A 13,082-nucleotide genomic window follows, 5' to 3' on the forward strand; every position below is an offset into this window, starting at 1 on the left:
ACCCGGGAATCTCAGGACGAGAGGGCGCTGGTTTCCGAGATGGCCGGGTCAAGCCCGGCCATGACGTCGCCGCCGCCTCACTTCATCATGGTCAGCCAAAGCCGCGGCTTGTTGTCCGAGGCCTGCACGGTCGAGGCGACGGTGGAGCGCATCGCCCAGGCCATCGGCTGCTGGTGCAGCGGGATGAAGAGATGCTCGGCCTTGGCGATCTTGAGCGCCTCCTTCATCATCGGGATGCGCTTGGCGTCGTCGAGCTCGACGCCGGCCTTGTCGATCAGCGCGTCGATGCGCGGATCGCCCCAGTTGCCCCAGTTGAAGACGCCGCCGGTGCCGCTCTTCGAGCGCATCACCTGCACGAGCAGCGAATAGGCGTCGATCATCGGCTCGTTCGCCCAGCCGAAGGAGATCACGTCGAACTCGCCCTTCACGCGCTTGGGCGCCTGCTGGCTGCGCGGAGCCATGCTGAGATTGGGCTTGAGGCCGGCGCGCGACCACATCGAGGCGACCGCCTGGCAGAACTCCTCCTCGTTGACGAGGGAGTCGCTCTGGCAGTTCATCTGGAAGGAGAAGCCGTTGGGGTAGCCGGCATCGGCCAGGAGCTTCTTGGCGCCGTTCAGGTCGAAGGGCAGCCGGTCGTCCTGCGAGAGCTCATAGCCGGGGATGGCGGGAGCGACGAGCGCGCCGGTGTTGCGCGAGAGGCCGCGCATCGCCCGCTTCTGGACCGCGTCGATGTCGATGGCGCGATAGAGTGCTTCGCGCACCTTGATGTCCTTGAAGGGGTTCTTGTCCTTCATGTCGCTCTCGAAGAGCTTGTCGGTCAGGTTGAAGGCGAAGAAGACCGAGCGCAGTTCGTTGGTCTGCAGCACCTTGACGTCCGGCGAGGCGGAGAGGCGCGGCAGGTCCTGCAGCGGCGCGACGTTGGTGAAGTCGATCTCGCCGGAAAGCAGCGCCGCGACCCGCGTCGAGGACGAGGTGATCGGCGTGAATTCGATCTTGTCGATGTTGTGCTGCGGCTTGTCCCACCAACTCGGATTCTTGGCAAAGACGGTCTTGGAGTCGGCGCGGCGGCTTTCGACGAAGAACGGGCCGGTGCCGTTGGCGTTGTCGGTGGCGTAGCCCTTCACGCCCTTGCCGGAATCGGTGGGGAGCAGCGAGTTGTTGGCCTCCATCCACTCCTTGTCGAAGATGAAGATGTTGGTGAGGTCGTTGAGCAGCAGCGGATAGGGGCCGTTGACCTCGATCTCGACGGTGTAGTCGTCGATCTTCTTCGAGGATTTATAGGCCGGCAGGTTGCCCTTGAGCGGCGAGTCCGCATGGGTGACGCGGGCCAGCGAGGCGATGACGTCATCGGCGGTGAACGGGTTGCCGTTGTGGAACTTGACGCCCTGGCGCAGCTTGAAGCGCCAGACGGTCGGCGACACCGTCTCCCATGATTCTGCCAGCGCCGGCTCGATCTTGAGGTCGCCGGTATAGCGCACCAGCCCCTCATAGACGTGGTTCAGCACCGAAAGGGTGAAGGTCTCGCCGAAGGAATAGGGGTCGAGCGAGGCGATCTCGCGCGCCGCGCCCCATTTGAGCGTCTTCGCCTCGGCGGAACCCACCAGGGCAAAGGCGGCAACGGCCGCCAGCAACCAGGCCTTCTTCATCCAACTCTCCCCTTTTTGTTGACGGCCCGCCGCAGCACGCGGCCGGACCTCGATCGTCATCTGCCGCCTCTTTAGGCACCGTGGCGTTTTGATCGCCATCTCGTGTGCGATTAGTAATCAAACTTGCATACGATATGAAGATCGTATTGTATGCGATTATTGAGCACAAGCGGAAACTGGATCGGAGCCCGCGATCGTGACATTGACGCTCCCGCAAACTGTCAGATCAGGACGAGGGAAGGCCGATATGGGCGAGCGTCGCACGCCGGTTCTGCGGGCCGAATCCGTATACAGGGCGCTCCGGCGCGCCATCATCGAGCAGGCCTTGAAGCCGGGCATCAAACTGCCGGAAGATTCGATCGGCGAGCAGCTCGGCGTCAGCCGCACGCTCGTGCGCGAAGCCTTCGGGCGCCTTGCCGTCGAAGGGCTGGTCGAGCTCAAGCCCAATCGCGGCGCCTCCGTCGCCTATCCGACGCTGGAGGAGGCGCGCGACGTCTTCGAGGTCCGGCGCGGGCTGGAGCGGCTCGTGGCGGAGAACCTCGCCGGGCGCCTGACGGCGGCCCAGGCGGCCGAGCTCGAAGCCCATGTCGAGCAGGAAGAGAAGGCGCATGAGCAGGACGGGCCGGAATCGATCCGCCTTTCCGGCGAGTTCCACATCAAGCTCGCGATGATGACCGGCAACGCGCTGCTGCTGCGCTATGTCCAGGAAGCGTCGTCGCGCTGCTCGCTGATCCTGGCGATCTATGGGCGTCCCCATTCCAGCGAATGCGCGGTCTCCGAGCACCGCCAGCTCATCGAGGCGCTGCGCTCCGGGGACGCAGCGCGCGCCGCCGATTTGATGGACCACCATCTGCGCGCCGTCGTGACCCGTGCCCTGCTGACCCCGCGCGTCGAGCGGGACATCCGCGACGTGCTCGCCCCCTACGCCCGCAGCGAAGGATTGACCCCATCGTGACCGCCCACCCCACCGGACAGCCGCGCGCCGAAACCGCCCCCGGCATCGTCACCTTCGACTTCGCGGCACTGACCCCGCGCGAGCGCTACAAGCTCCTGATCGGCGCGGTCGTGCCGCGGCCGATCGCGCTGGTGACCACGGTCGACGAGCACGGCACGGTGAATGCCGCGCCGTTCTCCTTCTTCAACTGCCTCTCGGCCGATCCCGCAATCCTGGCGCTCGGCGTCGAGTACCGTCCCAGCGGCGCGCAGAAGGACACCGGCCGCAATGTCCGCCAGACCCTGGCCTTCACCGTCAACATCGTCTCCGACGCGCTGGTCGAAGGCATGAATGTCTGCGCGGTGCCTTTCGAGCCGGGCGCCGACGAGCTGGCGGAAGCGGGCCTGACAGCCATGCCCGGCGTCAAGGTGCCCTGCCCCTGGATCGGCCAGGCGCCGGCGGCCTTCGAATGCCGGCATCACACCACGCTCGGCATCGGCAATTCGCGCGAGATCATCCTCGGCGAGGTCGTCTACGCGCATTTCCGCGCCGATACGATCGATCCGCAGAAGCTCTATGTCGATCCCGTCGCGCTCGACGCCGTCGGGCGCATGGGCGGCCAGGGCTACGCGACGACGCGCGACTATTTCGACCTACCCACTCTGCCGGTCGAGACCTGGCGCACCGATCCCGGCGCCGCAAACCGGCGCAGCCGACGGAAATCGTAGCGAACACGCCTCGCCTCGCGGCTCCCCGGCAGACACGGGCGCAAAGCTATGCACCAGACGCAGGCCAATTAGTCTTTGGTCTATTTGCTCTGCGCCGAGAACATTCCGCCCCCTGCACTCACGCCATGGCAGGGGCGGCCCTGATGCGCCATCCTGACACGAACCGGTCCAATCGGCCAGATCAAGGCCGGAATGACCGGAGGGCGGGCGACCTCACGTTTCAGGGAGAACGGGGCCATGTTCGAGACCATGTGCGCCGGGCGCAGAACCTCACGTCGCCTTCCGCGAGGTGACGCATGACAGCCACGACCGAGATCATCGACTTCAAGGTCGAGACGCCCGACGGCGCGGTGCTCCATGCCTTCAAGGAGGGGCATGGCCAGCCGCTGCTGCTGGTCAGCGGGCTGAGCGGCACGGCAACGTTCTGGACGGAGATCGCCGCGACGCTGTCGCGCTCCTTCCAGGTGATCCGCTTCGACCAGCGCGGCATCGGCTCCAGCACGCGCGGCGAAGCGCCCTGCGACATCGAGCTTCTGGCCCGCGACAGCCTGGCGGTCCTCGACGCCGCCGGCATCGAGCGCGCGGTCGTGCTCGGCCATTCCACGGGCGGCTGCATTGCCCAGCGGATCGCCAAGCTCGCTCCGGGGCGCCTCGACGGCCTGATCCTGAGCGCAAGCTGGCTCTCGCCCGGCCGGTTCCTGAGCGCCTTGTTCGGGGCGCGCCGCGCTATCCTCGACGCGGACCCCTACGCCTACGCCGCGATCTCCGTGCTCAGCGGCTATCAGCCGCGCTGGATCGAGCAGAACTGGCACATCTACGACGATGCGCTGGCATCGGCGCCCGTCAGCGAGCAGGCGAGGATCGTGACGCATGAGCGCATCGATGCCCTGCTCGCCTTCGACGGCTCGGCCGATATCGGCTCGCTGATGATGCCGGTGCTGGTGCTCGGCACGCGCGACGACATCGTCGTGCCCGTCTACCATCAGGAAGCGCTCGCCGCCGCCCTGCCCGGCTGCAGGCGCACCATCATGGAGACCGGCGGACATCTCTTCCCGGTCTCGCGCCCGGACGCCTTCACCGCCACCGTCGCGGAGTGGATCGGCGAGCTCTGAGGTGCGCGGCGAAAGGACCCATGCCGCCGCCGCGCGGCTTCGGGTTATGTAAGAATGCCTCCAAGTCGAAAAGACCTGACCATGCGAGCCATTCTCCCGAGCCTCCTCCTTATCCTGCCGTTCCTCAGTCAATCAGCCACCGCGCAGGACGCCGCGGCGGGCGAACGATCCTTCAACAAATGCCGCGCCTGCCACCAGATCGGCGAGGGCGCGCGCAACCTCGTCGGCCCCGAGCTCAACGGCCTGATCGGCCGGCATTCGGGCGCGGTCGAGGCCTACAGCTATTCCGCCGCCAACAAGAACTCCGGCCTGACCTGGGACGAAGCCACCTTCAGCGACTACATCAAGGACCCCAGGGCCAAGATCCCCGGCACCAAGATGATCTTCGCCGGCATCAAGGGCGAGAAGGAGATCAACGACCTGATCGCCTTCCTCAAGCAGTTCGACAAGGACGGCAAGAAGCTCTGAATTCCACTGCGACATCTGCAGATTTGGTCATATCGATAGGCCTGTCGTATCTCCTTCTGCTCGATCCACAGAGGAGATCATGATGGCCGGCCCCGCTGCACGGACGAGACCCCTTTCCGCGTTGCGGGAGTTCCTGCACAGCGAGGCCTCCGGCGGCATCGTGCTGATGGCGGTCGCGGCGCTCGCCGTCGTCATCGCCAACTCGCCGGCGGCGCCATTCTATTTCGCCGCGCTGAAGAGCTATGTGCTCGGCCTGTCGGTCCTGCACTGGATCAACGACGCGCTGATGGCGGTGTTCTTCCTGCTGGTCGGGCTCGAGATCAAGCGCGAGATGCTGGACGGGCAGCTCTCGAGCTGGGGGCGACGGGCGCTGCCCGGCTTCGCCGCGCTCGGCGGCATGGTCGCGCCGGCGCTGATCTATGTCGCCCTCAACCGCGGCGCGCCCGAGAGCCTGCGCGGCTGGGCGATCCCGACAGCCACCGACATCGCCTTCGCGCTCGGCGTGCTCTCGCTGCTGGGGCCGCGCGTGCCGGCCTCGCTCAAGGTCTTCCTGACCGCGCTCGCCATCCTCGACGATCTCGGCGCGGTGATCATCATCGCCGTGTTCTACACCTCCGGGCTGTCGGAGCTGTATCTCGGCCTCGCGGCATTGACGCTCGTTGCGCTTGCTGTCCTCAACCGCCTCGGCGTGACACGGCTCGCGCCCTATCTGCTGCTCGGCATCGCGCTCTGGATCTTCACGCTGAAATCCGGCGTGCATGCGACGCTGGCCGGTGTCGCGCTGGCGCTGACCATCCCGCTCAAGGCCTCCCCGGCCAGGCCCGACGACGCGGGCTCGCCGCTGCACCGGCTGGAGCACGGGCTTCACCCCTATGTCGCCTTCCTGATCATCCCGATCTTCGGCTTCGCCAATGCCGGCCTTCCCTTCAGCGGCCTCGGGCTCGCGACGCTGGCGGAGCCGCTGCCGCTCGGCATCCTGCTCGGCCTGTTCGTCGGCAAGCAGATTGGCATCTTCGGCTTCGGCTGGCTGGCGATCCGGGCCGGGCTCGCCGATCTGCCGGCCAGAGCCTCCTGGGCTCAGTTCTACGGCATCGCCCTGCTCTGCGGCATCGGCTTCACCATGAGCCTGTTCATCGGCCTGCTCGCCTTCCCGGATTCGGAGATGCTTCAGAACCAGACCAAGATGGGCGTGATCGCGGGCTCGCTCATCTCCGGCATCGGCGGCTGGCTGCTTCTGCGGTTCTCCGCCAGCGACGATATGCACAGGAAGCAAGGCTGACGCGTTCACTTTTTCGGCAGAATGCCTCTTCCAATTTTACGCAGCGATGCAATATTTATTCGCTCCGGCGAACATTATGATTCGGAGCCGGACGAATGTGCAGCCAAGAAGGGGCTTCCAGCGTCGATGAAGAAGGCCAAGCGGAAACCGGGGGAGAAGCGGTCGCAGATCGCCGCCATGCCGATCCGCCGTGCCGCCGACGGCTCGACCGAAATCCTGCTCGTGACATCGCGGACGACCCGGCGCTGGATCGTGCCCAAGGGCTGGCCGATGAAGGGGCTGAAGGATCGCGACGCCGCGGCGCGCGAGGCCTATGAGGAGGCCGGCGTGCTCGGCCGCGTCAGCCGCGATCCGGCCGGGCGCTACACCTACTGGAAGCGCATGAGCGACCATTTCGCGCTCTGCGAGGTGAAGCTCTATCTGCTCGAGGTCGAGCAGCAGCTCGACAACTTCGCCGAGCAGCACCAGCGCGACCTGCACTGGTTCAAGCTTGCCGACGCCGCCGACCTGGTCGACGAGCCGGAGCTCAGCACCGCCATCCGCAAGCTGGGAAACACGCCCGCCCTGGCGGCGTAAGGCGCTCCTTTCCAACCGCATATCGGCGTCACGCCCGGCCCGGCTCCCGCGTCATGCCCGGGCTTGACCCGGGCATCTCCTGACGAGGAGGCGCCGGAGCCTTGTCCGGCCCGGGATTCCCGGGCCTCCCTTCGGTCGCCCGAGAATGACGCGCGTGCTTTCACCCGCCCGCGCTGCCGCACGAGCGCTTCGAAATTCGAGGGGCAGCGGAGCGCCGCGAGGCGCGGGGGTATCGGGCCGCTTCCATTAAGCCAGGATGCGGCGCGGAAGGATTGAGCCACCTTCCGCACGCCCCGTGGCGCTCCGCCTATCGGCGTTCTCATCTAGACTTCGGGCCGCGCTTCTACGGCTCTCCGGTTCCGGTCCCGCTCGCCTCGACGCCAGTTCGGCACGGAGCGCGCTGCGCTCCGCTTTGTCTCGTGCATCGGATGATCCCGAAAAGTGGTTCGCACTTCCCGGTCCGATGCCGGCCTCGTCGCGTCTCGGGTTGCAGAACCTTCCCCTTCGAGCCTCCCAGCGAGCTCCTCGCGCAGGGGCCGTAGTACCCCCAGAGCGGTGCCCCGAAGCCTCCCGGGACTGGTTCGTAACACCAGCCGCAGGCGCCGACCTCACCCCGCCACTGGCATACCTCCGGATGGCTGCCCCTCAGGGATGAGGTGGGCCGAGGATAGGGGCGACGCGGGAGGGCGGGGATAAGTTTTGCACCCCGGTTTCGCGACATGGAACATCCCTCGCTCGTGCAGGTTACCGCGTTGACGTAAGGTTAGTTATCGTAGAGCCAAGGCCAGACGATGCCCGACCAGACGCGCCATGACGCATGGCAGGCCGGCGACAGTTATGATCGCTATATGGGGCGCTGGAGCCGCCAGCTCGCGCCGCGCTTTGTCGACTGGCTGAATCCCCTGCCCGGCTTCGATTGGCTCGACATCGGCTGCGGCACCGGCGCGCTGACCGAGGCGCTGCTGGGCGAGGCCGTGCCGGTCAGCATCGTGGCGATCGACCCCTCCGAAGGCTTTCTGGCGCAGGCGCAGGCGCGCGTGACCGACCGACGCGTCACCTTCGGGCTCGGCAGCGCCGAGGCGCTGCCGCTGGAGAACGCCAGCGCCGATGCTGCCGGCTCCGCGCTGATGCTCAACTTCGTGCCGGACCGGGGCAAGGCGCTGGCCGAGATGCGGCGCGTGCTGCGGCCGGGCGGGCTCGTCGCCTTATATGTCTGGGATTATCCGGGCGGCGGCATCCAGTTCATGCGCGCCTTCTGGACCGCCGCGGCGGCGCTCGACCCCAATGCGCGCGAGCTCACCGAGGACAGGCGCTTTCCCTTCTGCACGCAGGAGGGACTGACCGAGCTTGCCGGCGCCGCGGGGCTGGTCGACATCGCCTGCGAGGCGATCACCGTGCCGACGCTGTTCCGCGATTTCGACGATCTCTGGCAGCCCTTCACGCTCGGCGCCGGCCCGGCCCCCGGCTATTGCGCCAGCCTGCCGGCCGAGGCGCGCGAGCAGCTGCGGCTCAAGCTGCGCGAGAGCCTGCCGATCGCCGCCGACGGCACGATCCCGCTCGAAGCGCGCGCCTGGGCGCTGCAGGCGATCTCGCCCTGAGGCGGGCGGGCCCCTGTCTTCCGTTCAAGGCGTGCGTATGAACCGGGACGGGAACCTCTCCCGAGATGGGAGAGGGGTTCCCCGCGCTTACTCCACGGCCCAGAACGCCCGCGCGCCGGGCGGCAGCTTGTCCAGCGCGCGCTCGAAGGCTTGCGGCTCGACATGCTTCCGCACCGCCCGGGCGACATCGGCGATGCCGCTTTCGGGCAGGATGCTGTGGTCGGCGCGAAACGCCATCGCCTCCCGCGCCAGCGTCGCGCGGTCACCGAAGGGCTTTGGCGGCTGCGCGGTATCCCAACCCTGCAGGAGCATCCCCGCGAGCAGAGGCGGCAGCGCATCGGCGAAGGCGAGCCCCTCGGCCGGCGTCCAGCCGCGCCCGGAAGGTGGCGAGCACGGCTAGCACCGACTGCAAGCTCTGATGCGTGGTGGCATGGCCAAGCTCATCGCGCGCATCGAGCAGGAAGCCTTCGAGATCGCGCGAAGCGTGGACGAAGGTTGAGGGGACGGTCATGGCGGCAACACCGCCTAGCTAGCCTTCGCGGCGGCGTTTTGCGTGGCCTCATACGCAGTCATGAAAAGCTCTTCCGCATCTGTCGGGATAATAGTTCGATTTACCGCCTCTTTTAGATCCTCCTGCGCCAGGACAAGCACGCCAAGATTTTGAGCGTGACTAACATCTGCTACAATCTCGGAACGATTTCGAGATGTCACGATGACTGGAAGAACCTTTAGGTGACTATTACCGCTTCTCACGAGCCTATCTCTGATTGCACTTGATCGCATAACAAGAAGAGGCAGCTTATTTTCAGCTCTTAAAGTCCCCGTTGTACATTCGATAACGGCGATATTTCCCATGGGAGACATCACCACAAGATCCGCAGCTTCTTGTGTTTTAGCGGTTCCACCAAGATGCGCGGCGCTAAATCCGAGCATCCAAAGCAGCCACGCAACACCCGATTCAAGATCCCGTGCATTTCCCTTACCCGCTCCTTTCTCAATAAATTCGAGCAAACAGGTAAGGTCTCGATCAAATGTCTCATAAGCTAGCCTTCTAATATTTTGAGATAATTCAGCGTCAACTATCCAATAAAAATGGTAAACTACACCATCATAACCCGCAAAACACTGCAAAACGCCTCCGGGTTGAATGGGAATTGAACACCGACCGACTTGTATTCCGCCGATGTTCTCCCAAATCATATCCTTTCCTTGAATTTTCCCTCTCTCTAAAGCCTCACCTTTTGCAACAACCTTGTATCCCAATGTAGCCTTTTCGCGATCTAGATTTGAAAACAGACGAACTGAAACGTTTCCAATCCCCTCCGCGATAAAAGATCGAGAATCTATGTCGATAACATTATATGATATAACCTCAATTTTGGAATTTTTGTTTATATCCGGACCGATTCTATATGAAGAAAGCAAATCTAAAACATCATTAAACGGGGTATCATTAGATTTTAATTCCCAATCCATGTCAGGTTGTTGAGCAATACCGCCGCAATCAAGACCACTTATCGATAAGACATTAAGTCTGTACTGATTTTTTAATCCCTCTGAATGAAATTTATCGAAATTGAATTTGTATTCTCCCGATCCTTCCGGGTCGAATATTAGGTCTCCATGGGGAGTACTAATCACACCGGTCAATGCCTGAGACACCAACTCAGCAGGCTCAATCCCCATCCCCTGCATGGAATACAAGCCAGCCCTTATATTCTCTGATTGAAAATGGCTTTCTTTTTGAACTATATCAAGATTACTATAAAAAATACGCGCGTTCGTTAAATAAAAATTCTTTCCTCGGCGAACAGCAAAATAATTAAACGTTATATTCTTTGAATCTATATTGAAATTTCGTACATATTCAAAAAAGTCACTGACATTTTTATGCATCAAAAACCTCTTTGCTAGTTTGCTCGCTCATCTCCGCCGCCGCCTCTCCCCCGCCCCTTTCGGCCGCGATTCCGGCACCGGCCCCATCTCGTCCAGGGTCGGCTTGCGCACCCGTGAGGTACCCGTCAGCAGCGGGTTCGGCTTCTCGCCGGCTTTCGGCCGGCCCTCGCCGCCGCCGAGATTATGCGGGCCCATGTCTTCGTCCGTGGGCTTGCGGGCGCGGGTCGGCGGCAGGTTGGCGCTGGAGCCGTAGCTGCGCTCGCCCTTGTAGCGGCCGGCGCTGGCCTCGACATCGCTCTGGCGGGCGAGCGGGTCGTCCGAGATCGCCAGTTCCGTCGCCTGCAGGCGCTTGATCTCGTCGCGCAGGCGGGCGGCGGTCTCGAATTCGAGGTCGGCCGCGGCCTCGCGCATACGCTTCTCGAGATCGGCGATCGCGGCCTTGAGGTTGTGGCCCGAGGCCGGCGCCACCAGCCCCTTGTCGACCGTGACATGGTCGCGCTCATAGACCGAGCCGAGGATGTCGCCGATGGCGCGCTTGATCGTCTGCGGCGTGATGCCGTGCTCTTCGTTATAGGCGACCTGCTTCTCGCGGCGGCGGTTGGTCTCCGCCATCGCCCGCTCCATCGAGCCGGTGATGTGATCGGCATAGAGGATGACCTTGCCGTCGACGTTTCGGGCGGCGCGGCCGATGGTCTGGATCAGCGAGGTCTCGGAGCGCAGGAAGCCCTCCTTGTCGGCGTCGAGGATGGCGACGAAGCCGCATTCGGGGATGTCGAGGCCCTCACGCAGCAGGTTGATGCCGACCAGCACGTCGAAGGCGCCCAGCCGCAGGTCGCGCAGGATCTCGATGCGCTCGATCGTGTCGATGTCGGAGTGCATGTACCTGACGCGAATGCCGTTCTCGTGCAGGTATTCGGTGAGGTCCTCGGCCATGCGCTTGGTCAGCACGGTGACGAGGGTGCGGTAGCCCTTCTCGGTGACTTCCCTGATCTCGTCGAGCAGGTCCGCGACCTGATGCTTGGCCGGGCGGATCTCGACCGGCGGGTCGATCAGCCCCGTGGGCCGGATGACCTGCTCGGTGAAGACGCCGCCGGTCTGGTTCATCTCCCAGCCGCCGGGCGTGGCCGAGACATGCACCGACTGGGGCCGCATCGCGTCCCATTCCTCGAAGCGCAGCGGCCGGTTGTCCATGCAGGAAGGCAAGCGGAAGCCGTATTCGGCCAGCGTCGCCTTGCGCCGAAAGTCGCCGCGATACATGCCGCCGATCTGCGGCACGGTGACGTGGCTCTCGTCGGTGAAGACGAGGGCGTTGTCGGGCAGGTATTCGAACAAAGTCGGCGGCGGCTCGCCCGGCTTGCGGCCGGTGAGATAGCGCGAATAGTTCTCGATGCCATTGCAGGAGCCGGTGGCCTCGATCATCTCGATGTCGAAGGTGCAGCGCTGGTCGAGACGCTGCGCCTCCAGATAACGGCCCATGCGGTTGAGCTCGTCGAGCCGGCCGCGCAGCTCCTCCTTGATCGACTTGACCGCCTGCGTCAGCGTCGGGCGCGGCGTGGTGTAGTGCGAATTGCCGTAGACCTTGATGAATTCGAGCTCGCCGGTCTTCTGGCCGGTGAGTGGATCGAACTCGCTGATGCTCTCGACCTCGTCGCCGAACAGGCCGATGCGCCAGGCGCGGTCCTCATAGTGCGCCGGGAACAGCTCGATCACGTCGCCGCGCACGCGGAAGGTGCCGCGGGCGAAATCGCCGAGGGTGCGCTTGTATTGCAGGGCGACGAGATCGGCGATGAGCTGGCGCTGCTCGATGCGCTCGCCCAGCTTCACCGAGAAGGTCATCGCCGTATAGGTCTCGACCGAGCCGATACCGTAGATGCAGGAGACGGAGGCGACGATGATCACGTCGTCCCGTTCGAGCAGGGAGCGCGTCGCGGCATGGCGCATGCGGTCGATCTGCTCGTTGATCGAGGATTCCTTCTCGATATAGGTGTCCGAGCGCGGAACGTAGGCCTCGGGCTGGTAGTAGTCGTAATAGGAGACGAAGTACTCGACCGCGTTGTCGGGGAAGAAGCTCTTGAACTCGCCATAGAGCTGCGCCGCCAGCGTCTTGTTCGGTGCCAGGACCAGCGCCGGGCGCTGCGTCTTCTCGATGACCTGCGCCATGGTGAAGGTCTTGCCCGAGCCGGTGACGCCGAGCAGCACCTGGTCGCGCTCCTGCCGGCGGATGCCGTCGACGAGATCGGCGATCGCGGTGGGCTGGTCGCCGGCCGGCTCGAAATCCGAATTCATGCGAAAGCGGATGCCGCCTTCCGATTTCTCGGGGCGCGGCGGGCGATGCGGCGTCCAGGCCTTGCCCGGATCGATGAAGGGGCTGCCGGTCTCCAGCAGCGCCTGCAGCGAGGTCGCGGTCGCGGCCGCCGCACCCTCGGCGCCGGCAAAGGCGGAATCCGCCTTCTTCGAGAGCTTCTTCTTCGGCCTGTCATCGCCATCGCCCGGGCGCGCTTCGGCCTCGTAGCCGGCCTGCGGCGTGTCCTTGAAGCCGGAGGCCCCGCCCGGCACCGCCGTGCCGCGGTTGATCGCGGGGTTCAGCAGATCGGCGAGATAGCCCTCGAGCGGCTTCAGCTCGGGCTTCGACGCCTTGGAGTTCGGCGTGCGGGCGCTGGCCGGCTTCTTCACGGCTTTCGGCTTGGTCGCGGTGGTGTCGGAGCTTTTCGGCATGGCCGCAATATGGGGCGGAACGGCCTGGGATGCGAGGGGGCACGACGCCTCGCGGACGCGATTGGTGACAGCAGTTGACAGGACAGGCTTATGCAATCTTAGATTGCATATCTGAGTATAATACAACCTG

Annotated in this window: 10 protein-coding genes and 1 pseudogene; 7 read left to right on the forward strand and 4 right to left on the reverse strand. The window is 64.3% G+C overall.

Translation table 11 applies throughout. The annotated features are described in order from the left end of the window. Positions 1-77 precede the first annotated feature (77 nt). On the reverse strand, positions 78-1,646 hold the full coding sequence (locus tag AC2FAN_RS06750) for an ABC transporter substrate-binding protein (protein WP_265051639.1): 1,569 nt from the start codon (positions 1,644-1,646) through the stop codon (positions 78-80). 247 nt (positions 1,647-1,893) lie between these two features. On the opposite strand from AC2FAN_RS06750, the gene AC2FAN_RS06755 reads away from it, so the two are divergent. From AC2FAN_RS06755 to AC2FAN_RS06785, 7 genes are all read left to right on the forward strand, one after another. Beyond that, positions 1,894-2,601, forward strand: coding sequence for a GntR family transcriptional regulator (locus AC2FAN_RS06755; RefSeq protein WP_265051638.1), 708 nt, complete (start codon positions 1,894-1,896; stop codon positions 2,599-2,601). Further along, positions 2,598-3,308 (forward strand): flavin reductase family protein, encoded by a 711-nt coding sequence (locus AC2FAN_RS06760; protein ID WP_265051637.1) that lies wholly within the window; start codon positions 2,598-2,600, stop codon positions 3,306-3,308. Before AC2FAN_RS06755 ends, AC2FAN_RS06760 begins: the two co-directional genes overlap by 4 nt. Before the next feature lie 296 nt (positions 3,309-3,604). Continuing rightward, entirely contained in the window at positions 3,605-4,420 is an 816-nt protein-coding gene (locus AC2FAN_RS06765) for an alpha/beta fold hydrolase (RefSeq protein ID WP_265051636.1), read from the forward strand. Positions 4,421-4,501: 81 nt separating this feature from the next. Then, a complete protein-coding gene (locus AC2FAN_RS06770) occupies positions 4,502-4,888 on the forward strand; it encodes a c-type cytochrome (RefSeq protein WP_485173171.1) in 387 nt (128 codons plus the stop codon). 82 nt (positions 4,889-4,970) lie between these two features. Next, positions 4,971-6,167: a Na+/H+ antiporter NhaA gene (gene nhaA / locus AC2FAN_RS06775; RefSeq protein WP_485173172.1), complete on the forward strand. Its 1,197-nt coding sequence runs from the start codon at positions 4,971-4,973 to the stop codon at positions 6,165-6,167. Positions 6,168-6,293: 126 nt separating this feature from the next. Then, entirely contained in the window at positions 6,294-6,743 is a 450-nt protein-coding gene (locus tag AC2FAN_RS06780) for an NUDIX hydrolase (RefSeq protein ID WP_265051633.1), read from the forward strand. A 791-nt stretch (positions 6,744-7,534) separates the two neighbouring features. Continuing rightward, entirely contained in the window at positions 7,535-8,341 is an 807-nt protein-coding gene (locus AC2FAN_RS06785) for a class I SAM-dependent methyltransferase (protein ID WP_485173173.1), read from the forward strand. An 87-nt stretch (positions 8,342-8,428) separates the two neighbouring features. On the opposite strand, the pseudogene AC2FAN_RS06790 reads toward AC2FAN_RS06785, so the two are convergent. From AC2FAN_RS06790 to uvrB, 3 genes and pseudogenes are all read right to left on the reverse strand, one after another. After that, positions 8,429-8,695, reverse strand: a pseudogene (locus AC2FAN_RS06790) (DUF2267 domain-containing protein); the annotation flags it as partial. A 171-nt stretch (positions 8,696-8,866) separates the two neighbouring features. Next, a complete protein-coding gene (locus tag AC2FAN_RS06795; RefSeq protein WP_485173174.1) occupies positions 8,867-10,237 on the reverse strand; it encodes a hypothetical protein in 1,371 nt (456 codons plus the stop codon). Positions 10,238-10,264: 27 nt separating this feature from the next. Then, entirely contained in the window at positions 10,265-12,952 is a 2,688-nt protein-coding gene (gene uvrB, locus AC2FAN_RS06800; protein ID WP_485173175.1) for an excinuclease ABC subunit UvrB, read from the reverse strand. Positions 12,953-13,082: the final 130 nt, after the last annotated feature.

The organism is Allobosea sp. RIT-PG3_2, assembly GCF_057321085.1.

Excerpts from the sequence above, each read along its gene's own strand:
- AC2FAN_RS06750 (WP_265051639.1), bottom strand. The coding sequence starts at position 1,646 with ATGAAGAAGGCCTGGTTGCTGGCGGCCGTTGCCGCCTTTGCCCTGGTG.
- AC2FAN_RS06755 (WP_265051638.1), top strand. The coding sequence starts at position 1,894 with ATGGGCGAGCGTCGCACGCCGGTTCTGCGGGCCGAATCCGTATACAGG.
- AC2FAN_RS06765 (WP_265051636.1), top strand. The coding sequence starts at position 3,605 with ATGACAGCCACGACCGAGATCATCGACTTCAAGGTCGAGACGCCCGAC.
- AC2FAN_RS06770 (WP_485173171.1), top strand. The coding sequence starts at position 4,502 with ATGCGAGCCATTCTCCCGAGCCTCCTCCTTATCCTGCCGTTCCTCAGT.
- nhaA (WP_485173172.1), top strand. The coding sequence starts at position 4,971 with ATGGCCGGCCCCGCTGCACGGACGAGACCCCTTTCCGCGTTGCGGGAG.
- AC2FAN_RS06780 (WP_265051633.1), top strand. The coding sequence starts at position 6,294 with ATGAAGAAGGCCAAGCGGAAACCGGGGGAGAAGCGGTCGCAGATCGCC.
- AC2FAN_RS06785 (WP_485173173.1), top strand. The coding sequence starts at position 7,535 with ATGCCCGACCAGACGCGCCATGACGCATGGCAGGCCGGCGACAGTTAT.
- AC2FAN_RS06795 (WP_485173174.1), bottom strand. The coding sequence starts at position 10,237 with ATGCATAAAAATGTCAGTGACTTTTTTGAATATGTACGAAATTTCAAT.
- uvrB (WP_485173175.1), bottom strand. The coding sequence starts at position 12,952 with ATGCCGAAAAGCTCCGACACCACCGCGACCAAGCCGAAAGCCGTGAAG.